We start from the raw sequence: 23,262 nt of genomic DNA, 5'->3' as shown, positions 1-23,262 counted from the left end.
ATTGTATCATCTGGTACCTACCGGTCGCCGTCGGCCTACGCCGTCGGTATATGCCTTCGGCCTATCTCAGACCCAGGCTCTCCCGGACCTCCGACATGGTGTCCGACGTCAGCGTTCTTACACGGTCGGCGCCCGTGGCGAGGGCGTCCCGCACGTCGTCGGGCCGGGCGGTCAGGTCTTCGTACTTGTCCTGGATCGGCGTCATGGCGGTTTCCATGTTGTCGCCCAGCTTCTTCTTGCAGTCGACGCAGCCGATGCCCGCGCTCCGGCATTCCGTGTCGATGGCCGTCACTTCGTCGGGACTGGAGAAGGACTTGTGCAGCGTGAAGATGTTGCAGATGTCCGGGTTGCCGGGGTCCGATCTCCGCAGCCGGTTCGGATCGGTATAGGCGGTGCTGAGCTTCTTCCTGACCGTATCGCTACGGTCCTTCATCGCGATGTAGTTGTCCTGGCTCTTGCTCATCTTGGACTGGCCGTCCAGGCCGAGGATGCGCGGCGCGGGGCTGTAGAGCGTTCTGGCCTCGGGAAACACCGGTCCGTACAGGTGGTTGAACCGCCGGGCGATCTCGCGCGTCAGCTCGAGGTGCTGGGACTGGTCGTCGCCCACGGGCACGCCGTCGGCCTTGACGCCCAGGATGTCCGCCGCCTGGAGCACGGGATAGGTGAACAGTCCCGCGTTGATGTTCTGCTTGTGCTGGGCGGCCTTGTCCTTGAACTGGGTCATCCGTTCCAATGCGCCCAGCGCGGTGACCGTGCTGAAGATCCAGGCCAGCTCCATGGTTTCGGATACGTGGGATTGCACGAAGACGGTGCAGCGTTCCGGGTCGAGGCCGCAGGCGATGCCCATCGTGGCCGTGTCCAGCACGGCGTCCCGCATGGTGTCCGGGTCGTATTCAATGGTGATGGCGTGGTAGTCCACGACGCAGTAGATACAGTCATACTTTGGGATGAGCTTGACCCAGTTGGCCACGGCACCCAGGTAGTTCCCGATGTGGATGTCGCCGGTGGGCTGAATGCCACTGTACAGCCGGGTCGGTTCGCTCGAACCGTTGCTCGATCCGTTTTCCGAACCATTTCCCGCCGAAGCGATGGACTGCGTCCTTTCGTCCAGGTTCATACCTGATCGTGCTCCTTCGCGCGCGGTCGCGTGACTGCAAGGACCTCCCGGCCCCTTCGTTCACGGCGATTTACCGCAAAAAACCGTTGTCCCGAATCTGTGTCCGCCGTATCTTTAACCTACCAGAAACAGACGTGTTAAATTGCGGCGGAACCCCCATTCTGTCAAGCGAAAACATGGTGGGCGTTCCCTTGCGGGCGAGGGCCGGAAAGGCGTTTTAAACGAGATCGATACCGGTGCTCGCCTTCGGTAAGTTCGGGTTCTATCGGGGAACATGTCGTGACCAGGAACAAGGCCTCCACGCTGGACGAAAAGTACCAATCGCTCCAGGATGATCTGCGCGCCATGGGCAGCGTCCTGGTGGCTTTCTCCGCCGGCGTGGACAGTACGCTGCTGCTGAAGGTGGCCTCCGACGTGCTGGAGGACCGCGCCCTGGGCGTAACCGGCGTGTCCGAATCGCTGCCCGAGGAGGAGAAGAACGAGGCCGCCGAACTGGCCGAATGGATGGGCGCCCGCCACCGCTACGTGGACACGGAGGAAATCCACAACGCGGAGTACATGCAGAACAACCCGCGAAGGTGTTATTTCTGCCGGGATGAATTGTATTCGCGCCTCGAGGTGATCGCCCGGGAAGAAGGCGCCGCTTTCATCTGCGAAGGCAGCATCCTGGACGACATAAGCGACTTCCGCCCAGGCATGCTGGCCATCCGGGAACACGGCGTGCGCAGCCCGTTGAAGGACGCCGGGTTCACCAAGGCCGACGTCCGCGCGCTGTCGGAGAAACTCGGCCTGCCCACGGCGGACAAGCCGTCCCTGGCCTGCCTGTCGTCCCGCTTTCCTTACGGCGACCCCATCACGATCGAAGCGCTCGAACAGGTCGGCCGGGCCGAAGCCTTCATCCGCGGCTTGGGATTGAGGCAGTTCCGGGTGCGGCACCACCGGAACATGGCCCGCATCGAGACGGAGCCCGCCGACCTCCCGAAGGTCGTCGAACACCACGACGAGATCTCGGCGTACTTGAAGGAAATCGGCTACGACTACGTCACGCTGGACCTGGAAGGATACCGCACCGGGAGTATGAACGAGGTGCTGAAGAAACGGAAGGCGGCGCCCGCCGGGACTCCGTGACTTTGGGATCGGCGCCCGCCGGGACCCCGTGACTTTGGGATCGGCGCCCGCCGGGACTCCGTGACTCCGGGGCCGACGCCTCCCAGGCCTCGTGACCCCGTGATACCGGGCCTGCGCCCGCCAAAGCCCGCGACCCCGTGACCTGAAAAGCACCTGCATCACGAAAGGACCGATCATGTCTGCCTTCGACCCCGCAGCCTACGGACCCGTTTTCGCGGCACTGCTCAAGACACCCCGCATCATGGCGCTGGATCCGGGCGAGGAAAACAGTTCGGTGAAAGCGGACCTGGAAGCCCTGGACCTGGACGAGGCCTTCGCGCCGGACCGCATCAATGACCGGTCGATGGCCGAGGGATGCCGGTCCGCTCTTTGGCTTTACCACGACTTCCTGGTCACCTCGCATACCATCAGCCAGCAAATCACCACGCCCACGGGCAGCTACTGGCACGGGATCATGCACCGCCGCGAACCGGATTATCCCAACGGGAAGTACTGGTTCGGCCGCGTCGGCGACCACGACGTATATCCAGAGTTGAGAGACGAGGCGGCGACCATCGCCTCCGGTACGGACAACCTGCCCGGCGAGGCGGCGTACCTCATGTCCCAGTCATCCTGGGATCCTTACGCTTTCATCGATCTGTGTGAAGGCGCCAACGTGGGCGACGTCCCGGCCGGCGATCTCTGCCGCGGCATCCAGCAGCGCGAGTGGGAACTGCTCTTCGACTACTGCTACCGCAAGGCGACTGCGTAAAACGGCAAGTCATCCTCCGTCCCTGACCTTCCGCATCTTCTCCATCCACGCGCGGATCTTCTCTTCGCGGCCCCGGTCGGTGGGTTCGTAGTAGCGGTGCCCCCTGATGGACTCGGGCAGATGCTCCTGGTCCACGGACGCCCCGTCGTAATCGTGGGCGTACTTGTATCCCTTGCCGTGGCCCATTTCCTTCATCAGGCGGGTCGGCGCGTTGCGCAGGTGCATGGGCACGGGCTCGTCGCTCGTCTGTTCCGCGTCCTGCCGCGCCTTCGAAAAGGCCGCGTAGACCGCGTTGCTCTTCGGCGCGGTAGCCAGGTACACCACCGCGTGGGCGAGCATCAGGTCGCCTTCGGGCTGGCCCACGAAATGGACGGCCTGCTGGGCCGAGGTGGACAGGGTCAGGGCGAAGGGGTCGGCCAGTCCGATGTCCTCCACGGACATGCGGATGATCCGGCGCGCGATGTAGAGCGGATCGTCGCCGGCGATGAGCATCCGGGCGAGCCAGTAGAGGGCGCCGTCCGGATCGGAGTCCCGCACGCTCTTGTGCAGGGCCGAAATGGCGTCGAAGTGCCAGTCCCCGCCCTTGTCGTACTGCGGTGACCGGTGCTGCAGCGCTTCGTCGATCTCCTTCACGGTAAGCCGGATCCGGTTCCCGTCGCCGCGCGGCGTGGTCATGGCCGCCACTTCGAGGGTATTCAGGGCGATCCTGGCGTCGCCGCCGGCCACGGCAGCCAGGTGCGCGGCCGCCTCGTCGTCCAACTCGATGTTCCTCCCGCCCAGACCGCGTTCTTCGTCCTCCAGCGCGTTGCGGACGATCCGTTGCAGGTCCTCCTCCGAAAGCGGCTCCAGGCGGAGTACCCGGCAGCGGGACAGCAGGGCGTTGTTGACCTCGAAAGACGGGTTCTCCGTGGTCGCGCCGATGAGGGTCAGCGTGCCGTTCTCCACGGTCGGCAGCACGGCGTCCTGCTGCAGCTTGTTGAAGCGATGGATCTCGTCGATGAACAGGATGGTCCGCTTGCCGTGCATGCCCAGCCGGTCGCGGGCCTCGGCGGTTGCCTTGTGAAGGTCCTTCACGCCGGCGCTCACGGCGCTCAACGCGACGAAATGCGAATCCGTGGAGCGGGCGATGATGAAGGCGAGGGTGGTCTTGCCCGATCCCGGCGGACCCCACAGGATCATCGAGAAGGGCGTGTCCCGCTCGATGGACTCGTTCAGGAGGCGTCCCCGGCCGACCAGCCCCTGCTGGCCCAGGAAACCCTCCAGCGAATCCGGCCGCATGCGGGAGGCCAGCGGCGCTTCCCGCTGGAGTTGCTTTTCGGCCTGGTCGGAGAAGAGATCGGTCATGGTAAACTTACACAAGGGTGGAAACATGGGTGTAGATCGTGCGCCACAGTGTTATTATACAGTAGTACTTCTGCCAGGGTTAAGGGAATAAGGCGCTGATGCATCCCGAATTGTGAGAAAACGGTAACCTGTCGATTGTCCCGACGACTGGCCGATAGACTGACTGAAGGCATCCCATGTTCAGCAACTACTTCACGGTAGCGATCCGTCACTTTAACCGGCACAAGGGTTATTCATTCATCAACGTCATGAGCCTGGCGCTCGGAATCGCCTGCTGCCTGCTCATCCTGCTCTACATCCGCGATGAATTGAGCTATGACCGGTTCTACGATCGCGCGGACCGAACATTCCGCGTAACCGCCGAATACCGGCAGGGAGGCGAGGTCGTTCGAAATGCGGACGTTCTGATCCCTACAGTCTGGTACATGAGGGAAGACTTCCCGGAAATAGAGGACATGGTCCGCCTCGTCCCGCCCGGGAATGCCTGGATGGTCAAGTACGGGGACAAGGGGTTCTACGAACGGAATTTCTATCTGGCCGATACGACCGTTTTTAACGTGTTCGACGTCCCCCTGCTGACCGGCAATCCGAAGACGGCGCTCACCGGAAACGACAAGATCGTGCTGTCCGAATCCATGGCCCGAAAGTACTTCGGCGACGAGGACCCCATGGGCAGGATCCTGGACGCCGAGGGCACTTTTCACCTCGAGGTGACGGGCATCATGCCCGACATGCCTTCCAACACGCACCTCGGATTCGATATACTCGCGTCCTTCAAGATCCAGGAAGCCTACTCCAACACCAAAGTCGACGAGTGGGGCTGGCGCACGGCCCATAGCTATATCGTGCTTCGGGACGGCAGCGACCCGGCCGAACTGGAAGCCAAGCTGCCCGCTTTCGTGGAGAAGCACCTCGGGAATCGCTACGAAGGCGGCGATGCATCCCTGACGTACAGGTTGCAGCCGGTGACGGATATCCACCTGCACTCCCGCCTGGAACGGGAACTGACGCCCAACAGCGACGTCAGATACGTCTATCTCTTTGCCGCCATCGCGGTTTTCATCATCGTCATCGCCTGCATCAACTTCATGAACCTGGCGACCGCCCGGTCCGCGGGCCGGGCCAGGGAAATCGGCCTTCGAAAGGTCTTCGGCGCGGTCCGCGCCCAGATGGCCCGGCAGTTTCTGATCGAATCGCTGCTCATGAGCGGAATGGCCGTATGCCTCGCCCTGCTTCTGGCGGTGGTCAGTCTGCCCTGGTTCAACCTGCTCACCGGCAAGTCGCTGGCCGTGGATCCGGGCACCACGTTGTTCGCCCTTGGCGCGGTGGTGGTCATCGGTGTCGTGGTAGGGTGCGTTTCGGGGAGCTATCCCGCGTTCTACCTGTCCGGCCTGGCGCCCATCGAGACCCTGAAGGGGACGCTTGCGTCGGGTTCCGGTACCGCGGGAATGCGCAGGATCCTGGTCGTCAGCCAATTCGTCATTTCGATCGCCCTGATCATATGCACCGGGGTCGTGTACAACCAGCTTGAATTCATCCAGCAGAGAAACATGGGACTGAACACGGACCAGGTCGTCGCCGTACCGCTGACTTTCGATCCGGTCCAGGAGACGGCCAGGATCTACAAACAGCGCGTGAAGGATAGTCCCTATGTAACCAACGCGACCTCCACCTATATACTTCCCGGCCACAGGAACGCCGTGATACCGATTACGTTACAGCGGCCGGGCGACGGTGACTTTGCGAAGATCGACATGAACCAGGCCTGGACGGATGAGGATTTTCTGGAGACGCTGGGCATCGAAGTGGTCACGGGCCGTTACTTCGATCCCTCCTTCGTCAGCGACTGGGGCTGGGAGACCGCGGGCGGCGGGGCTGTGCTGAACGAGGCCGCCGTAACGAGGCTCGGATTCGAATCACCGGAAGATGCCGTGGGCAAGGAAGTGAACTGGATGAGAGAGCTGCGGCAGGGATGGAACGAGGAAGGCGTTCAACTGCGCCGGATCGTCGGGGTCGTAAAGGATTTCCATTTCGCGTCCTTGCACCAGCCCATAGCCCCCCTGGTCCTGTTCGCCGACTTTCAGGGCGGTCACGTCGTCGTCAAGATCAAGCCGGAATTCATGGCTGAAGGGCTCGCCGCAATCGAGGAAACCTGGCATGAGGTCAACCCGGAGTTCGCCTTCGAGTACTTCTTCGTGGAAGACAACTTCGCGCGCCTTTACGACGCCGAGCAGCGATTCGGCCAGGTATTCGTCAGTTTTGCCGTGCTCGCCGTCCTCATCGCGTGCCTGGGTCTCTTCGGACTCGCGTCTTTTACGGCCGAACGGCGCACGAAGGAAATCGGTGTGCGCAAGGTCCTGGGCGCTTCCACGCCGAAACTGTTCCGGCTCCTGTCCAACGAATTCGTCCGGCTCGTAATCGTGGCCAACGTCTTCGCCTGGCCGGCCGCCTTCCTCGTGATGAACAACTGGCTCGAAAACTTCGCCTACCGCGTCGACCTGGGCTGGACGACCTTCGTCCTCGCCGGCGTCCTCGCCATGGCGATCGCCCTGCTGACGGTGAGTTACCAGGCCGTCCGGGCGGCCACCGCCAACCCGATCGAGTCCCTGCGGACTGAGTAGACCGCCTCTCTCGTTCCTTTTAATAGCGGTAAAGTTTCACCATGTTCAGAAACTACGTCACGGTTGCCCTCCGGCACCTGAGTCGAAGGAAGGGTTACTCGTTCATCAACGTGATGAGCCTGGCGCTCGGGATCGCGTGCTGCGTCCTCATCATGCTCTATATCCGGGACGAGTCGAGCTATGACCGTTATCACGGCAAGGCGGACCGCATCTTCCGCGTGATCTCCGAGGAATGGCAGGGCGGCGGGGTCGACCGGTCCATCCGGTCCGTGCGGTCTGCCGAAGTCATGACACCCACGGCCAGGTTCATGCGCGAAGACTTCCCCGAGGTGGAAGACATGGTGCGCTTCAACCCTCCCGTGAACGCCTGGATGGTCAAGTACGGCGACCGGGGATTCTACGAACGCGATTTCTACCTGGCCGACAGTTCTGTTTTCAACGTGTTCGATGTGCCGCTTCTGGCAGGTAATCCCCGGACCGCACTGAGCGGAAACGACCGGGTCGTGCTATCCCAGTCAGTGGCCCGCAAGTACTTCGGCGACGAGAACCCCATAGGGAAGATCCTGGACGCCGAAGGGACCTTTCATCTGGAAGTGACCGGCGTCATGGCGGACCTGCCGTCCAATACGCACCTCGGGTTCGACATACTCGCGTCATTCAGGATTCAGGAGGCGTTCGCGGACGAGTCGCTCGACGACTGGGGCCGGCGCAAGTCTTACAGTTACGTCCTGCTCCGGGAGGGAAGCGATCCAGCCGAACTGGAAGCCAGGTTGCCTGCTTTTGTGGAGAAGTATGTCGGCGATATCCACGACGGCGAAACGTCATCGCTGACCTACCGGCTGCAGCCCGTGACGGACATCCACCTTCATTCCCGGCTCGAGCGGGAACTGACGCCGAACAGCGACATCAGGTACGTGTATCTTTTTTCGGCGATCGCCGTGTTTATCATCCTCATCGCCTGCATCAACTTCATGAACCTGGCAACCGCACGGTCCGCGGGAAGGGCCCGGGAAATCGGCCTGAGAAAGGTCTTCGGCGCGGGCCGGGGCCAGGTGACGCGTCAGTTCCTGTGCGAATCCCTGATCATGAGCGGAATGGCGGTATGCGTCGCGCTGCTGCTGGTTGTGCTCGGTTTGCCCTGGTTCAATCTGGTATCGGGAAAATCCATATCCATGACCGCGGATACCGCATGGTTCATCATGGGCGCCGTGGCGGTGACCGGCATCGTGGTCGGCCTCGTATCGGGAAGCTATCCCGCGCTTTACCTGTCCGGACTCGCTCCGATCGATACCTTGAAGGGCGCGTTGTCCGGGGACTCCGGCAACGTGGACATGCGCAGAACGCTGGTCGCGGGCCAGTTCGTAATCTCGATCGCCCTGATCATCTGCACAGGCGTCGTGTACGACCAGCTCGACTACCTCCGAAACCGGAACCTGGGTATGGACACGGCACGGCTCGTCGCCGTGCCGCTGACGTTTACCCCGGTCATTGAGAAGGCGCGACAATATAGACAGCGGGTGCGGGAAATTCCATACGTGGAGGATGCCACGGCTACCTTTATCCTGCCTTTTCACAAGAACGCCGTGATCACCGCCGTTGTGCGCAGGTTGGGCGAAGGTGATAACGCCAAGATCGAAATGAACCAGGCCTGGACGGACGACCTGTTTTTCGATACGTTCGGCATGGAACTGGCCGCCGGCAGGTTCTTCGATCGCGCATTCGTCGCCGACTGGTATGGAGCGGGCGGCGGGACGGTTTTGAACGAAGCCGCAGTTTCCCGGCTGGGTTACGGTTCCGCCGAAGAAGCCCTGGATGGTCGGTTTGACTGGGTTTTCGACGAGCGACAGGGTTTCGATGAGGAGACCGCGGAACCGCGCAGTATCGTAGGCGTCGTGAAAGACTTCCACTACGCTTCGCTGCATCAACCCATCGAACCTCTGGTACTCTTTCCCGAGTCCGACGGCAGCCACGTGGTCGTCAAGATCAACGACAACCAACTTTCGGAAGGCCTTTCGGCGATCGAGGAAGCATGGCGCGAGACAAACCCCGACTTCGCCTTCGAGTACTTTTTCGTCGAAGATACCTATGCGCGCCTCTACGAAGCCGAGCAACGCTTCGGTCGGATATTCGTCAGTTTCGCCGTACTGGCCGTGTTTATCGCCTGCCTCGGTCTCGTGGGCCTCTCCTCCTACACCGCGGAACGGCGCACGAAGGAAATCGGAGTGCGCAAGGTCCTCGGCGCGTCCACGCCGAACGTGATCGGGTTGATATCGGGGGAATTCGTCCGGCTCGTGATCGTGGCCAACGTAATCGCCTGGCCGGCCGCCTATTTCGCGATGAATCGTTGGCTCGACGATTTCGCGTACCGTGTCGCCCTGGACGGGATGACTTTTGTCCTGGCCGGCGCGCTTGCCATCGCCCTCGCCCTCCTGACGGTGAGTTACCAGGCCGTGCGGGCGGCCACCGCCAATCCCGTCGAGTCCCTTCGGACCGAGTAGACGCGCCATGTTCCGCAACTACCTGACGGTGGCCGTGCGCCATCTGAACCGCGAGAAGGGTTACTCGGCCATCAACGTGATGAGCCTGGCGCTCGGGATCGCGTGCGCCCTCCTCATCCTGCTCTATATCCGGGACGAGTTGAGCTATGACCAGTTCCATGAAAAGGCGGACCGTATCTACCGGGTAATCTCGGAAGAGCGCGACCGCGACCAGGTGATCCGAACCGCCGAAGTCATGACGCCCACGGTCAAGTTCATGCGCGAAGACTTCCCCGAAGTGGAAGACATGGTGCGCTTCGTCCCGCCCGGAAACGCCTGGATGATCAAGTACGGGGACCGGGGATTCTACGAACGAAACTTCTACCTGGCCGACTCGTCGGTCTTCAAAGTCTTCGATGTGCCGCTGATCGCCGGCGATCAGCGGACGGCCCTGGCCGGTATCGACAAAGTCGTGCTGTCGGAGTCCATTGCCCGGAAATACTTCGGCGACGAAGATCCCATGGGCAAGATCCTGGATGCCGAGGGGTCCTTCCATTTCGAGGTGACCGGCGTCATGCGGGACCTGCCCGCCAACACGCACCTCGGATTCGACATCCTCGCGGCGTTCCGGATCCAGGAGCACTACGCGGATAAACCGGCCGACGTGTGGGACTGGCGAAAGTCGTACGGCTATGTCCTGCTCCGCGAGGGCAGCGATCCCGATGAACTGGAAGCCAGGCTGCCCGCCTTCGTGGAAAAGTACGTCGGCGACCAATATGATGGTGTATCGTCGACATTGGCCTTCAGGCTGCAGCCGGTCACGGATATCCATCTTCACTCTCATCTCGAGCGGGAACTGACACCGAACAGCGATATCCGGTACGTCTATCTTTTCGGCTGCATTGCCGTGTTCATCATCCTCATCGCGTGCATCAACTTCATGAACCTGGCCACCGCGCGTTCCGCGGGAAGGGCCGGGGAGATCGGCCTGCGAAAGACCTTCGGCGCGGCCAGGGGCCAGGTGATCCGGCAGTTCATCAGCGAGTCCATGCTCATGACCGGGCTGGCGGTCAGCGTCGCCCTCCTGCTTGCCCTGTTGAGTCTGCCGTGGTTCAACCTGCTCACGGGCAAATCCCTGTCCCTGAATGCGGAAACCGCCTGGTTCGCCCTGGGCGCCGTCGTGGCGATCGGCGCCGTCGTGGGTTTCGTCTCGGGCAGCTATCCGGCCCTTTACCTGTCCGGGCTCGCACCGGTCCAGGCACTGAGCGGCCTGCGCTCCACAGGTGCCGGAAACGCGGCCATCCGCCGGGTCCTGGTCGTGGGCCAGTTTGTGATTTCGATCGCCCTCATCATCTGCACCGGCGTGGTCTACAGCCAACTCGATTTCATACGCGCGCGAAACATGGGGCTCAATTCCGACCAGGTCGTCGCGGTGCCTCAGACCTTCGCGCCGGTTGTCGTGAGATCCAGCGTCTACAAAGCACGGCTGAAGGAGATACCTGCGGTGACGAACGTCTCGATGAATTTCCTGCTTCCAGGGCACAAGAACGCCGCGGCGCCGATCAAGGCGCGCGGACGGGGCCAGGACGAATCATCGATGATCGATATGAACCAGGCCTGGGTGGACGATGATTTCATCGGGATTTTCGGCATCGAACTGGTGGCGGGCCGCAATTTCGATTCCGCGTTCCCCGGCGACTGGACAGCGACGGGAGCGGTCGTAGTCAACGAAGCGGCCGTTGACCGGCTTGGCTATGCATCCGCCGGCGAGGCGTTGGGTAAGGAGATCGAAGGGCTGCAGGAACTGATTACGGATTCCGATGAGCGAGGTGAATTACGGCCGTCGATCGTAGGCGTGGTCAGGGATTTCCACTATGCCACCTTACGCGAACCCATCGAACCGCTGGTGCTGTTTCCGAACTATCCGGGCGGTTACGCCATGATCAAAATCGATGCAGGTCGCATGTCGGAAGGGCTATCGGCAATCGAAGAGGCATGGCATGAAGTAAATCCTGATTGGGCATTCGAGTACTTTTTCGTAGAAGACACCTTCGCGCGCCTATATGATGCCGAACAGCGGTTCGGAAGGATCTTCATCAGTTTTTCCGTGCTGGCCGTGATTATTGCCTGCCTCGGGCTCGTCGGGCTGTCCTCCTTCACCGCGGAAAGGCGCAGGAAGGAGATCGGGGTCCGCAAGGTCCTCGGCGCTTCTACCTCCGGTCTCGTCGCGCTGTTGTCTCGAGAGTACTTCCGGCTCGTGATCGCGGCCCTCGTGGTGGCTTGGCCAGTCGCCTATTTCGCGATGAACGCCTGGCTGGAAGGTTTCGCCTACCGCGTCGACCTGGATTGGACCACCTTCGTTCTCGCAGGCGCTCTCGCCATGGCGGTCGCCCTGCTCACCGTCAGCTTCCAGGCCGTGCGGGCCGCTGCCGCGAACCCGGTCGAGTCGTTGCGGATGGAGTAGGTGCTAATTAATGGAATATTCCCATAGAAAAACATTGACACGTCGAAGTGTATTATCATTTAATGAAATATCCTTGTTACAACGGTACTTTCTGTATCCTTTTCCTATAAGGAGCAGTATCATGCGAAAAGTAGCAGTTTACCTGCTGGCTGCGTTTTTGCTCGTGTCGATATCCGCTCAGAAAACCGTTCATGCCCAGGAGACTACGCCATCGTTTATTGTAGGAGGCGGACTGAGTCTTCCCATAGATGCCGAGGGAGCAAAGAATGGACCGGCGATTCGCGGCGGAGTATCCTTGCCGGTTTATCAGCGCTTGCATGCGGTATTGGAAGGTCATTATAGCCAATACAAGCCAGAAGAAGACGTGCTTGCCCCCGGGGTGAGTGGAAAAACGAATCTTACCGGAGCGAACCTCGGAGTTATGCTGCATTCCTCTTCTTCCACCGTAAGTGTATATGGGCATGGAGGAATAGGATTGACACGTGCTAAAGCGGAAATTTCCAGAGGAGGCGTATCTATCAGTAACTCCGAGAGTGCTTTAAGTTTTACGATAGGTGGCGGTGTTCATATTCCCATAAATCCGTCGATTGGCGTGGCTCTCGATGCGCGATACAATCACGCAATGACGGACGTGAAGCACAAGTGGATGCCGATCACCTTGTCTATTGTGTTCAGTCCATAGCGTCACAAATTGAATTTCCGGCTTTGTACATTAGAATGGTTAATCAAAACACCCCGCGGCGTAATCCGTTGCGGGGTGTTTTATTGCAATGGGTCATGAGATTCTTCTGTTAGACAAATCAAAAAAAGTTTCAAAAGACTCTTGCCTGTTCGCAAATAATACAATATCTTGTTTGCTACGTGTCTGAACACCACTATACCTAGTGATTCTTAATTCTTAAATTATCAATCAATTACAATCGGAGATCCGCCGCAGATGCGATGTCCTGCGTGTGGCACGCTCAACAGCCACGTTGTAGACTCCCGAACCATCCAGAGCGGTAGAACGATCCGCCGCCGCCGCGAGTGCCTTTCCTGCACCAAGCGATTCACTACTTACGAGGCGATCGAGGAAGAGGAACTGATGGTGGTGAAATCCGATGGCCGGAGGGAAGTCTTCGACCGCGGTAAGATCATGCACGGGCTGAAGCTGGCGTGCACGAAGCGCATGGTTTCCGCCGATCAACTCCACGAGCTCGTGGACCGTGTCGTGTACCACGTAAGCAACCTGAGCGAACGCGAGGTCTCCTCCGACAAGATCGGCGAATTTATCATCCGGGAACTGCGCAAGATCGATGAAGTGGCCTACGTGCGTTTCGCCTCGGTCTACCGGGATTTCAAGGACAGGAGCGAGTTCGCGGAAGAGCTCGAACAACTGGAGAAGCAGGAGTTGGCTGCGGTCGTCAAGGACCAGCCCGACCAGGGCTGATCCAGGTATTTGGGTACCTGGTCTGCGTTTTGCGGGATCAGGTATTTTTTGTTGACACAATATACACATCGTTTCGACGTTACATTTCTAAAGAAGGTGATTTAGGGGGCTAGTATGGCTGAAGACAAACTCGAATTGAATCTGGAAGAAACCCACGATCTCTTGATGGAAGAGACGGAGGAATCCGTTGCCGGAGGGGATGCCGAAGTGTCCGTCGATGACACGACCTCGGTCGACGCGCCGGTCGACGCACCCATCGAAGTGCCGGCCGAATTCGGCGGCCTTACCGTCGAGCGGCTGTACAGCAATCCCGGCCACGATCCCTACGCCGGCGTGGAATGGGAGAAGCGGACGGCCACGATCGCCGGCGACGGGGGCGATGTCGTCTTCGAGCAGAAGGACGTGGAGATCCCGGCGGACTGGTCGCAGCTGGCCACCAACGTCGTCGTGTCCAAGTACTTCCGCGGGCCCCTCGGCACCCCGAAGCGCGAGAACAGCGTCAAGCACATGATCAACCGCGTGGCCGACACGATCGCGGGCTGGGGGCGCGCCCAGGGCTACTTCGCCTCGGAGGAAGACGCCGACGCCTTCCACAACGAACTGAAGCAGATCATCCTCAATCAGCGGGCCACGTTCAACAGCCCGGTGTGGTTCAACGCGGGCGTCGAGGAAACGCCCCAGTGCTCGGCGTGCTTCATCCTGTCGGTCGACGACTCCATGGAGTCCATCCTCGAGTGGTGCAAGGTCGAAGGCATGATCTTCAAGGGTGGCTCGGGCGCCGGCGTGAACCTGTCCCGGATCCGCTCGTCCAGGGAAATCCTCTCCTCGGGTGGCCAGGCTTCAGGGCCGGTCTCTTTCATGCGGGCGGCCGATTCGGTGGCCGGGTCCATCAAGTCGGGCGGCAAGACCCGCAGGGCCGCCAAGATGGTCGTCCTGGACATCGACCATCCCGACGTGGTGGAGTTCATCTGGTGCAAGGCGAACGAGGAGCGCAAGGCCTACGCCCTCGGCGACGCCGGCTGGGACATGACCCTGAACGGCGACGCGTGGAGTTCCATCCAGTTCCAGAACGCCAACAACTCCGTGCGGGTGACGGACGACTTCCTGGACGCGGTGGAAAAGGACGGGGAATGGACGCTGCAGTCGATCACCACGAAAACGCCGGTGGAAAGCCTGAAGGCGAAGGAAGTCATGTCCTGGATCGCGGAAGCCGCGTGGCAGTGCGGCGACCCGGGCATGCAGTACGACACGACCATCAATGACTGGCACACCTGCGCCAACACGGACCGCATCAACGCGAGCAACCCCTGTTCCGAGTACATGCACCTGGACAACAGCGCGTGCAACCTGGCCTCGATCAACCTGCTCAAGTACCTGACCGACGAAGGCACCTTCGACGTGGTGGGATTCATCCACACGGTCAACATCATGATCATGGCGCAGGACATCATCGTCGACAACGCGAGCTACCCCACCGAGAAGATCGGCGAGAACGCCCGCGCCTTCCGCCAGCTGGGACTGGGCTACGCCAATCTCGGCGCACTGCTCATGGCCATGGGCCTGCCCTACGACAGCGACGGGGGCCGCGCCTTTGCCGGCGCCATCACGGCGCTGATGACCGGCCAGGGATACTACCGGTCCTCGGAGCTCGCCGAGCACCTGGGCACCTTCGACGGCTACGACGTCAACAGCGAACCCATGCTGAGGGTGATGCAGAAGCACCGGGACGCCGTGGACGACATCCAGGCGGAGATGGTGGACAAGAACCTGCTGGACGCCGCGCGCACCGCGTGGGACAACGCCCTTGCCCACGGCAAGGCGCACGGGTACAAGAACAGCCAGGCCACGGTGCTCGCGCCCACGGGGACCATCGCCTTCATGATGGACTGCGACACGACGGGCATCGAGCCCGACATCGCCCTGGTCAAGTACAAGCGCCTGGTGGGCGGCGGGACCATGAAGATCGTGAACCGCACCGTGTATTCCGCCCTGGAGAAGCTGGGTTACTCGAAGCCGCAGATCGAGCGGATCGTCCATTACATCGACGAGCACGGCACCATTGAAGGCGCGCCGCACTTGCTCCAGGAACACCTGCCGGTCTTCGACTGCGCGTTCCGGACCGAGAACGGAAGCCGTTCCATCCACCACATGGGCCACGTGAAGATGATGGCCGCGGCGCAGCCCTTCATTTCGGGCGCCATATCCAAGACGGTCAATCTCCCCAACGAGGCGACGGTCGAAGACGTCATGAACGTGTACATAAAGGGCGGGGAATTGGGTCTGAAGGCCCTGGCCATCTACCGCGACGGGTCGAAGCGCACCCAGCCGCTCAGCACCAAGGCTTCGGAGAATGAAGAAGAGGGCGCCGAGGTTCAGCCCGTGCGCCGTCGGTTGCCGGACGAGCGCGAGGCAGTAACGCACAAGTTCAGCATCGCCGGCCACGAAGGCTACCTGACGGTGGGGCTGTTCGAAGACCGCCAGCCCGGCGAGATATTCCTGCGGATGTCCAAGGAAGGAAGCACGGTGTCCGGCATGATGGACGCTTTCGCCACGGCCATTTCCGTGTCGCTGCAGTACGGTGTGCCCCTGGAAAGCCTGATCCGCAAGTTCAGCCACATGCGGTTCGAACCGGCCGGAATGACAGGCAACAAGGATGTGCCCATCGCCAAGTCCATCACCGATTACATCTTCCGGTGGCTTGCGGTTAAGTTCCTGCCCGAGGACAGCCATTCTGAGATCGTGGCGGACAAAGACATGGAAAACACCATGCATTCGAACGCCATGGACCAGACGATGACCGCGCAGGAGAACCAGGAACACGAAGTCTATACCGCCCAGGCCGACGCGCCTTCCTGCTCGGACTGCGGCAGCCTGATGACCCGCAACGGTACCTGCTACGTGTGCCGTGAGTGTGGAACGACGAGCGGGTGTTCTTGAGGTTGTGTAAACGTCCGCTACTCCTCTCCCGGGGCGTAGCGGAATCGGGTAGCCGGGACGCTCGATATAGTGATCTAGCCTTTTATACCGCCGGACACCGGGGAATCGAGTACCCGGGGTTCGGCCCTGACCGGGTGCGGGGATACGCCGGGGAGACCCGGCACCTTCTCCGTGCCCGTACGGTCAGGTCTGGCCAGCCGGGCCTCCTTCCAGCCGGGACTCCAGCGTTCAGGCCTCCTCCAGCCCCAGCCTTTCCTTCCAGTTTCTATCCGTAACCATGTAGTACAGGGCGCCCACGGCGGCAACGGTGACCCGAACGATCCGGTACGTCAGGGCGGCGGCCAGTCCCGTGGCCTGGGCGACCGTACCCGGGACCGATCCGTCGGCGGTCGTGCTGACGAGGTGGTAGATGTAGATGACCGCACCTTCCAGCGCGCCGACGCCCCCCGGCACCGGCGCGAAGGTGCCGATGATCTCGGCCGCGGGGATCAGCATGAGGTGCGCCCAATAGTCCGGCGCGGCCGCACCGGGCAGGAGCGCCATCGCGCAGCAATAGAAGGCCGATAGCATGAAGAACTGGCCGGCCAGGCCGATGAGCAGGGCCTCGGTGAGCGCGCTGCGTCGCGTCTGGTAGAGCGCCAGGCTGCCCGCCAGTTCGGCGAAGAAAGGCCCGACGAATCGTAGCCGGGTAAGCCGCTGGAAGAAGGTCCAGTCCAGTAGCCGGAAACGAAGGGAAACCGCCACGCAGATCAGCCCGGTCAAGGCACCGCCCCAGAAGACGAGGACGGCGATCATGATCTCCCGGTGATGCCAGAGGTCCTGGTTCAGCAGCGCGGCCGCCGATCCGACGATCAACAGCGCCAGCATGCCGATCAGCCGGTCGAGCAGCACCGTGGCCGCGGCTACGGTCCGTCTTGATTTCTGGCGGCGCGCGATGCCCACGGCGCGGACGATGTCGCCGCCCGCGGTACCGGGCGCCAGGTAGTTGAACAGGTTGCTGACGAAACCCAGACGGACGGCCTCGCGGAATCCCAGCACCAGCTTCTGGCCCCGGGCGAGAAGGTACCAGCGGAAGAAGGCCAGCACGGTCGCTATCGTGGCCAGTACGACGCCGATGCCCAGGAAGGTGAAATCGATTTCCCGGCGGATGAAGTCGACGTATTGTTCGCGGTAGAGATAGATAAGGTAGGCGAGGATGCCCAGTGCGATCAGCCACCGGAGCCATCCCCAGGCCTTCTTGAGCAGGTTCAGTTCCCTTCCTCCTCGGCCTGTCTGACCTGGGCCAGCGACTGAAGCCGGACGCAATGCAAACCCGTGTACGGAGCGCGTTTTCGGAACAGGCCGTAATCTTCCCGGCAGGACGTGCAGCTATACCGGGCGCCCCGGACGTGGCGCAGTTGTCCTCCGCAGGATGGGCAGGGAGGGACTCGTCGAAGCATCCGGTGGAGTATAGGAGATCAGGTGACCGGCGTCAAGGTATCAGGTTCGAGAACGGTAATCAGCCTCAATTCCCAACCAGAGACTGGCATCTACGCCTAACACCAATTCGAATTGTAAAGCGGTCTCCTGTGTAATCGGAGCCTTCCCCGCGATGATATCCTCAATGAGCTGCGGTGAACAGTCGCATCTTCGAGCAAATTCAGCGTGTGTGAGTCCTTGCGCGGCCAATCTCTCTTCCAGGACCATTCCAGGTGACACTACATAGTCCGGTTGGTACTGGTTTTTACCCACCGACATCTCTCCCTCCTTTGACATAAAGGTATGTACAATAGATTCGTACACTTGTAACTTGATTAGTCGGAAAAAGTTGGATTGTATCGGCACTCGAGAACAGATTTTAGAGGTGACTCCATGCCAAAAACCATAGCCATCGTAGGCGCACTGGATACCAAGGGCGATGAGTTCGCCTTCGTCAAAAACGAGATCGAGCGGCGTGGACACGGGACGCTGGTTATCGATACAGGCGTCATCGGCGATGCCGCCTTCGAAGCAGACGTATCGAATGAACAGGTCGCCGAAGCCGCCGGCACGACGATCGACGCATTGAAGAAGCGCGGCGACCGCGGCGAGGCCATCGACGCCATGGCGGCCGGTGTCGCGGAAATCGTGCAGGGACTGTATGAAGCCGGCGTGTTCGACGGGATCATCAGCATGGGTGGATCGGCCGGCACCGCGGTGGGGACGAGCGCCATGCGGGCGTTGCCCGTGGGCGTGCCCAAGGTGATGGTGTCCACCGTGGCCGCGGGGGACACGACCAACTACGTGGGGATCAAGGACGTGTCGATGATCCCTTCAGTCGTGGACGTGGCCGGCATCAACCGCATCAGCCGCAGGATCTTCGCCAATGCCGCGGGCGCGATTTCGGGCATGGTGGAAACCGAGGTGCAGGAAGCGGCGGAAGACAAGCCGCTCGTTACCGCCAGCATGTTCGGCAATACCACCGACGCCGTGGACCAGGCCCGGGCGATCATGGAGAAAGCCGGCTACGAGGTGCTGGTCTTCCACTGCACCGGCGCGGGCGGGCGGACCATGGAGGGCCTGATCGACGAGGGCCTGATCGAGGGCGTGCTCGACATAACGACCACGGAATGGGCCGACGAACTGGCCGGAGGCGTGCTGACCGCAGGCCCCGAACGCATGGACGCGGCCGGCAGGGCGGGCATTCCCCAGGTAATCGTACCGGGCTGCCTGGACATGGTGAACTTCTGGGCGCCGGACACGGTGCCGGAGAAGTACCGCGACCGCAGGCTGCACAAGTGGAATCCGAACATCACGCTGATGCGGACCAACGTGGAGGAGAACGCACGCCTCGGTCAGATCATCGCGGAGAAGGCCAACGCTTCGAGCGGGCCGGTATCCATCTTTCTGCCCCTGAAGGGCGTGTCCATCCTCGACAGCCCGGGGAACGAGTTCTGGTGGCCCGAGGCCGACCAGGCGCTTTACGACGCCATCAAATCGAACGTCTCCGCCGACGTGTCGGTATCGGAGATGGACTGCAACATCAACGATCCGGCCTTCGCGGAAGCGGTCACCGGCCGGCTGCTGTCCGATCTGAAGGGATAAGGCCGCCATGCCCGTCATCGACGCGGTGGAGCTCTATCACGTCGCCATGCCCCTGATCTACCCGTGGCGCACGGCCTACGGCAGCGACGACGTCATCGAGAGCGTCATCGTGAAGATGCACGCCGGTGATGCCGTGGGCTGGGGGGAGACGACCCCGCTCGCGAAGCCGACCTACAGCCCGGAATACACGGCCGGCGTGTTCGCGGTGACCCGGGACGTCCTCGCGCCGCTGCTGGTCGGCAAGCGGATCGACAGCGGCCAGGATCTGCACGAGGCGTGCAACTGGGTCGCCGGCAACTTCTTCGCCAAGGGCGGACTGGACGCGGCCTGGTGGGACCTGCACGCCCGGTTGGAGGGCAAACCGCTCTGGCAACTGATCGGCGGCAAGGGGCCGGTCATCGACGTCGGTGCCGACTTCGGGGTGCAGGACAGCATCGACATGCTGCTGCGCAACATCGAGCAGGCCGTGGAGGCGGGGTTCAAGCGGATCAAGCTGAAGTACAGCCGGGGGTGGGACCTCGACATGATCGCCGCGGTCCGTTCGGCCTTTCCAGACCCGGTCTTTCATATCGACTGCAACAGCGGATACACGCTGGACGATCTGCCCATGTTCCGGAAACTGGACCGGTACAATCTGGCCATGATCGAGCAGCCCCTGATGCGCGACGACCTGGTCGACCACGCCGAACTGCAGCGTCAGATCGAGACGCCGGTCTGCCTGGACGAGAGCATCACGTCCCCCGCGAAGGCCCGCAAGGCGATTCGGATCGGCGCGGCCCGCTGGATCAACATCAAACCGGCAAGGGTCGGCGGGTTGACCCAGGCGCTGGAGACGAACCGGATCTGCGAGGACGAAGGCATCCCCTGCTGGACGGGCGGCATGCTGGAATCGGCCCTCGGCGCGTCGTTCTGCATGGCGCTGGCGACGCTGCCCAATATGAAGTATCCGTCGGACGTCTTCCCGAGCACGCGGTTCTACGAACGGGACCTGAGCGCGCCGACGCTGGAACTCTCGGGCCCGTCGCAGATGGTCTTAAGCGATAAGCCCGGCGCCGGCGCGGAACCCGTGCCCGAACTGCTCGAACAGCAAACGATCGACCGGGCCGTGATAGACGGATCCTGAAAGGCGTCCCTTGCGCGCCGGTCTCGACGGAACCGAAGAACACGACGGAACCAGACCCATGTCCCCATCATCATCCCTTTCCCCCTTCAACCACATGTCTCGCGAGGAGTGGTCGCAGCTGCGCGCCGCGACGCCGCTGACGCTGTCCGAAGAAGACCTGCAGGAACTGCACGGCATCAACGAGATGGTCTCCCTCGACGAGGTCGCCGAGGTTTACCTGCCCATGTCCCGGTTCCTCAACCTGCATGTGGGCGCGGCCCAGCACCTTTACCGGGTGATGGACACATTCCTCGGGAAGCCGGCCGCCAAGGTGCCCTACGTCATCGGCATCGGCGGAAGCGTGGCGGTGGGCAAGAGCACGACGGCCCGTATCCTGCAGGCCCTGCTGAGCCGCTGGCCGAACCATCCCCGGGTGGACCTGGTCACGACGGACGGATTCCTGTTTCCCAACCGGGTCCTGGAGGAAAGGGGGCTCATGCAGCGGAAGGGATTTCCGGAAAGCTACGATCTCCGGCGCCTGGTGCGGACGATGGCGGACGTGAAGTCGGGCCGCGAATCGGTCACTGTTCCGGTGTACCGGCACCTGATCTACGATATCGTTCCGGGCGTGGAAAAGACGATCACGCAGCCGGACATCATCATCCTCGAGGGACTGAACATCCTGCAGACCGGCCATCACCTGACGGGCGACGCATCGCCTCGCGTCTTTGTCTCCGATTTCATCGATTTCTCGATCTACGTGGAGGCGGAAGAACACGACCTGGAGCAGTGGTACGTCGATCGTTTCCTGAGGCTGCGGGACACCGCGTTCCAGAACCCGGAATCCTACTTCCACCACTACGCGGGATTGAGCACGGAAGAGGCCGTGGAAACGGCCCGGGGGATCTGGCGGGACATCAACCTCGTGAACCTGCGCGAGAACATCATTCCGACGCGCGAACGGGCGGACCTGATCCTCGAGAAGGGCACGAACCACCGCGTGACGGGGGTGTACCAGCGGAAGTTGTGATCAATCCCGCAGAAACCGCTTCAGCACGTTGGACGTGACCCTGGAAACCACGTCGTCCACGAGGACCGATGACGGGTAGGTGATCGACCCCGCCGAGAATACCATCCCGCCGCTTTCCGTCTCATGTACGACCATTTCGGCCCCACCGTCGTCCACGTTGGTTCCCTTGGCGATCAGTTGGGTGTTTGCCGGTGAATTGGGCGTGATCTTGTCGGTTTCGTGTCCCGATGCCCCGCCGGGCACCCGTTCGTGCAGGCTTGCTTCGCCGAAGATTTCACCTTCCGCGACGCCGGTGCCCTCGAAGACCCAGTGGCCCGCGTCGATCACGCGGTACGGCGCGCTGGTCATGATCCCCGTGCGGGTGAAGGCCACGCCGAGGAGGTTCGCCTCGGATTCGTTGTAGATGTTGAAGCGGCTTTCGATGCCCTCCCCGGGCCGGTCGAGCGAATCGATGTTGCCGTTCTTCACCTTCATCGTGTATTCGTCGACGAACTCGACCTCGCAGTTCAGGCCGTTGCCGCCCAGGTACATGAGCCGTCCGCCGGATTCGAACACCCAGTCCTTGAGCCGGTAGTACATGTCCCGCGACCAGTATTCCGGATGGGTGGTGGTGATGAGCACCTTGTACCGGTCCAGGGGCAGCGTGCCGTCGTGGAACTGCGTCTCGGCGTAGAGGTCGTAGCCGAAGTCCTCCCGCTCCATCCAGGCCAGGAACCGCCACTCGGCGGGTGCCACGTGACAGGCCGCCCTGCCCCGGATCATGTCGGTGGCTTCGACGTCTTCGGGAACGTGGTTGATGGGCTCGGGCCGGTCGAAGGAGAGCGGCGCGTAGTCGTCCGCACTGTACATCCGGTGCTCGGAATCGGTGTACCGACTCAGGTCGTAACGGGCGTTGACCGTGGGGGTCGGGGGAAAGGCATCGGTGTGGATGTAGTTGCTGCGCCCTCCGAAGTTGTTGTAGGCGTTCCAGTTGATGTTGGCGGCCAGTATGGCGACGTCGGTCGTCGGCGCCGCGGGCGCGACGATCCAGGGGAAGGAGAAGAACCCGCCCGTCTCCGTGGACGCGTGGAGGTAGTACAGGCCGGACCGTTCCGGCGCCTCGATGTACTGTTTGTGGGCGGGATTCGTATAGCCCTGGGTATTCCACTTCACGCCGGACCGGGTATAGTCGCCGTCGGGCGTGATCTGCATGGTGGCGCGGGGGCCGTGTTCGTCGTACCAGCCGATATTCCGGACAAACTCCTTCTTCCAACCGTAGCGGTACAGTTCAAGCTGGTAAGCCTCCACCGCGTGCACGCGGAACTCCGATTTCTCCCCGGACCGGACCCACTTGGGCCACATGTACCCCAGCAGGCTGTCCCGCAGCAGCCGGAAATGGTAAGGCTCGTCCTCGCGCGGGATCATGTACACGCTTTTGTAACCGAAATCCCGGCCGGCAAGCGTGACCTTGTACTCCCGGCCGGGCGTCACGTCCGCGTAGACCGCTCCCGTGGCCCGGGAGCGCGCCTCGATGGATGCTCCATCGGCTTCGAACTCCAGCAGCACTTCGGGAATAGCGACGTAGCGTTCGTCACTGACATATCCAACAAGCATTCTTGAACCTCCGGTTGGCGGACGTTACGGTACGGTCTCCGGCCGTTGTGAGCATTGCGGGCTTGCATGGTGTCTGGCTGTGCTGAGGACCTGACCCGGAAGACAATGTACACCGAACTTCATCGCCGTCAACCGTACCGGCGAGTCACACCGCGGCCGCCGAATTACCTTTGACACGGAATCGGGACGGATGTTACCTTGCCTGT

The 23,262-nt window shown here is 61.6% G+C and carries 15 protein-coding genes; 11 read left to right on the top strand and 4 right to left on the bottom strand.

The genetic code is table 11. The annotated features are described in order from the left end of the window. Positions 1–61 precede the first annotated feature (61 nt). Positions 62–1,117, bottom strand: coding sequence for a tryptophan--tRNA ligase (gene trpS, locus OXH56_02900; GenBank protein MCY3554249.1), 1,056 nt, complete (start codon positions 1,115–1,117; stop codon positions 62–64). Positions 1,118–1,396: 279 nt separating this feature from the next. Between trpS and larE the strand changes: the two genes are divergently transcribed. Both larE and OXH56_02890 read left to right on the top strand, forming a co-directional pair. Continuing rightward, positions 1,397–2,245, top strand: a complete 849-nt coding sequence (gene larE, locus OXH56_02895; protein MCY3554248.1) for an ATP-dependent sacrificial sulfur transferase LarE — start codon at positions 1,397–1,399, stop codon at positions 2,243–2,245. A 175-nt stretch (positions 2,246–2,420) separates the two neighbouring features. After that, positions 2,421–2,996 carry a hypothetical protein gene (locus OXH56_02890; GenBank protein ID MCY3554247.1) on the top strand — a complete coding sequence of 192 codons (576 nt, stop codon included), beginning with the start codon at positions 2,421–2,423 and terminating at the stop codon, positions 2,994–2,996. A gap of 9 nt (positions 2,997–3,005) precedes the next feature. Here the strand turns inward: OXH56_02890 and OXH56_02885 are convergent, their stop codons facing one another. Then, complete coding sequence (locus tag OXH56_02885) at positions 3,006–4,340, bottom strand: replication-associated recombination protein A (GenBank protein MCY3554246.1); 1,335 nt, start codon at positions 4,338–4,340, stop codon at positions 3,006–3,008. A 176-nt stretch (positions 4,341–4,516) separates the two neighbouring features. On the opposite strand from OXH56_02885, the gene OXH56_02880 reads away from it, so the two are divergent. From OXH56_02880 to OXH56_02855, 6 genes are all read left to right on the top strand, one after another. Then, positions 4,517–6,961, top strand: coding sequence for an ABC transporter permease (locus OXH56_02880; protein MCY3554245.1), 2,445 nt, complete (start codon positions 4,517–4,519; stop codon positions 6,959–6,961). 41 nt (positions 6,962–7,002) lie between these two features. After that, positions 7,003–9,459 (top strand): ABC transporter permease, encoded by a 2,457-nt coding sequence (locus tag OXH56_02875; GenBank protein ID MCY3554244.1) that lies wholly within the window; start codon positions 7,003–7,005, stop codon positions 9,457–9,459. 7 nt (positions 9,460–9,466) lie between these two features. Continuing rightward, entirely contained in the window at positions 9,467–11,902 is a 2,436-nt protein-coding gene (locus OXH56_02870; GenBank protein MCY3554243.1) for an ABC transporter permease, read from the top strand. A 121-nt stretch (positions 11,903–12,023) separates the two neighbouring features. Next, positions 12,024–12,584: an outer membrane beta-barrel protein gene (locus OXH56_02865; protein MCY3554242.1), complete on the top strand. Its 561-nt coding sequence runs from the start codon at positions 12,024–12,026 to the stop codon at positions 12,582–12,584. 255 nt (positions 12,585–12,839) lie between these two features. Next, a complete protein-coding gene (nrdR, locus tag OXH56_02860; GenBank protein MCY3554241.1) occupies positions 12,840–13,331 on the top strand; it encodes a transcriptional regulator NrdR in 492 nt (163 codons plus the stop codon). 114 nt (positions 13,332–13,445) lie between these two features. Continuing rightward, positions 13,446–16,268, top strand: coding sequence for a vitamin B12-dependent ribonucleotide reductase (locus OXH56_02855; GenBank protein ID MCY3554240.1), 2,823 nt, complete (start codon positions 13,446–13,448; stop codon positions 16,266–16,268). A gap of 228 nt (positions 16,269–16,496) precedes the next feature. On the opposite strand, the gene OXH56_02850 is transcribed toward OXH56_02855, so the two are convergent. After that, positions 16,497–17,573 (bottom strand): lysylphosphatidylglycerol synthase transmembrane domain-containing protein, encoded by a 1,077-nt coding sequence (locus OXH56_02850; GenBank protein MCY3554239.1) that lies wholly within the window; start codon positions 17,571–17,573, stop codon positions 16,497–16,499. Between the two features lie 546 nt (positions 17,574–18,119). Between OXH56_02850 and OXH56_02845 the strand changes: the two genes are divergently transcribed. The 3 genes from OXH56_02845 to coaA are packed head-to-tail and all read left to right on the top strand — an operon-like array spanning position 18,120 to position 21,463. After that, the gene (locus OXH56_02845; GenBank protein ID MCY3554238.1) at positions 18,120–19,331 is read left to right on the top strand and encodes a Tm-1-like ATP-binding domain-containing protein; all 1,212 of its coding nucleotides are present in this window, start codon (positions 18,120–18,122) and stop codon (positions 19,329–19,331) included. Positions 19,332–19,338: 7 nt separating this feature from the next. Then, positions 19,339–20,454: an o-succinylbenzoate synthase gene (gene menC, locus OXH56_02840; protein MCY3554237.1), complete on the top strand. Its 1,116-nt coding sequence runs from the start codon at positions 19,339–19,341 to the stop codon at positions 20,452–20,454. Positions 20,455–20,512: 58 nt separating this feature from the next. Then, positions 20,513–21,463: a type I pantothenate kinase gene (gene coaA / locus OXH56_02835; GenBank protein ID MCY3554236.1), complete on the top strand. Its 951-nt coding sequence runs from the start codon at positions 20,513–20,515 to the stop codon at positions 21,461–21,463. On the opposite strand, the gene OXH56_02830 is transcribed toward coaA, so the two are convergent. Then, positions 21,464–23,056, bottom strand: coding sequence for a carboxypeptidase regulatory-like domain-containing protein (locus OXH56_02830; GenBank protein ID MCY3554235.1), 1,593 nt, complete (start codon positions 23,054–23,056; stop codon positions 21,464–21,466). It abuts the gene before it with no gap. Positions 23,057–23,262: the final 206 nt, after the last annotated feature.

It is taken from the genome of Gemmatimonadota bacterium (assembly GCA_026702745.1).
Lineage (GTDB): Bacteria > JAAXHH01 > JAAXHH01 > JAAXHH01 > JAAXHH01 > JAAXHH01.
Note: the sequence above shows the minus strand (reverse complement) of the source record. Positions and strands in the feature narration are given on the sequence as shown.

Bases quoted from the DNA above. Each gene is read 5' to 3' on its own strand.
- coaA (MCY3554236.1), top strand. From the start codon at position 20,513: ATGTCCCCATCATCATCCCTTTCCCCCTTCAACCACATGTCTCGCGAG.
- nrdR (MCY3554241.1), top strand. From the start codon at position 12,840: ATGCGATGTCCTGCGTGTGGCACGCTCAACAGCCACGTTGTAGACTCC.
- menC (MCY3554237.1), top strand. From the start codon at position 19,339: ATGCCCGTCATCGACGCGGTGGAGCTCTATCACGTCGCCATGCCCCTG.
- OXH56_02865 (MCY3554242.1), top strand. From the start codon at position 12,024: ATGCGAAAAGTAGCAGTTTACCTGCTGGCTGCGTTTTTGCTCGTGTCG.
- OXH56_02875 (MCY3554244.1), top strand. From the start codon at position 7,003: ATGTTCAGAAACTACGTCACGGTTGCCCTCCGGCACCTGAGTCGAAGG.
- trpS (MCY3554249.1), bottom strand. From the start codon at position 1,117: ATGAACCTGGACGAAAGGACGCAGTCCATCGCTTCGGCGGGAAATGGT.
- OXH56_02885 (MCY3554246.1), bottom strand. From the start codon at position 4,340: ATGACCGATCTCTTCTCCGACCAGGCCGAAAAGCAACTCCAGCGGGAA.
- OXH56_02880 (MCY3554245.1), top strand. From the start codon at position 4,517: ATGTTCAGCAACTACTTCACGGTAGCGATCCGTCACTTTAACCGGCAC.
- OXH56_02870 (MCY3554243.1), top strand. From the start codon at position 9,467: ATGTTCCGCAACTACCTGACGGTGGCCGTGCGCCATCTGAACCGCGAG.
- OXH56_02845 (MCY3554238.1), top strand. From the start codon at position 18,120: ATGCCAAAAACCATAGCCATCGTAGGCGCACTGGATACCAAGGGCGAT.
- OXH56_02890 (MCY3554247.1), top strand. From the start codon at position 2,421: ATGTCTGCCTTCGACCCCGCAGCCTACGGACCCGTTTTCGCGGCACTG.
- OXH56_02830 (MCY3554235.1), bottom strand. From the start codon at position 23,056: ATGCTTGTTGGATATGTCAGTGACGAACGCTACGTCGCTATTCCCGAA.
- OXH56_02855 (MCY3554240.1), top strand. From the start codon at position 13,446: ATGGCTGAAGACAAACTCGAATTGAATCTGGAAGAAACCCACGATCTC.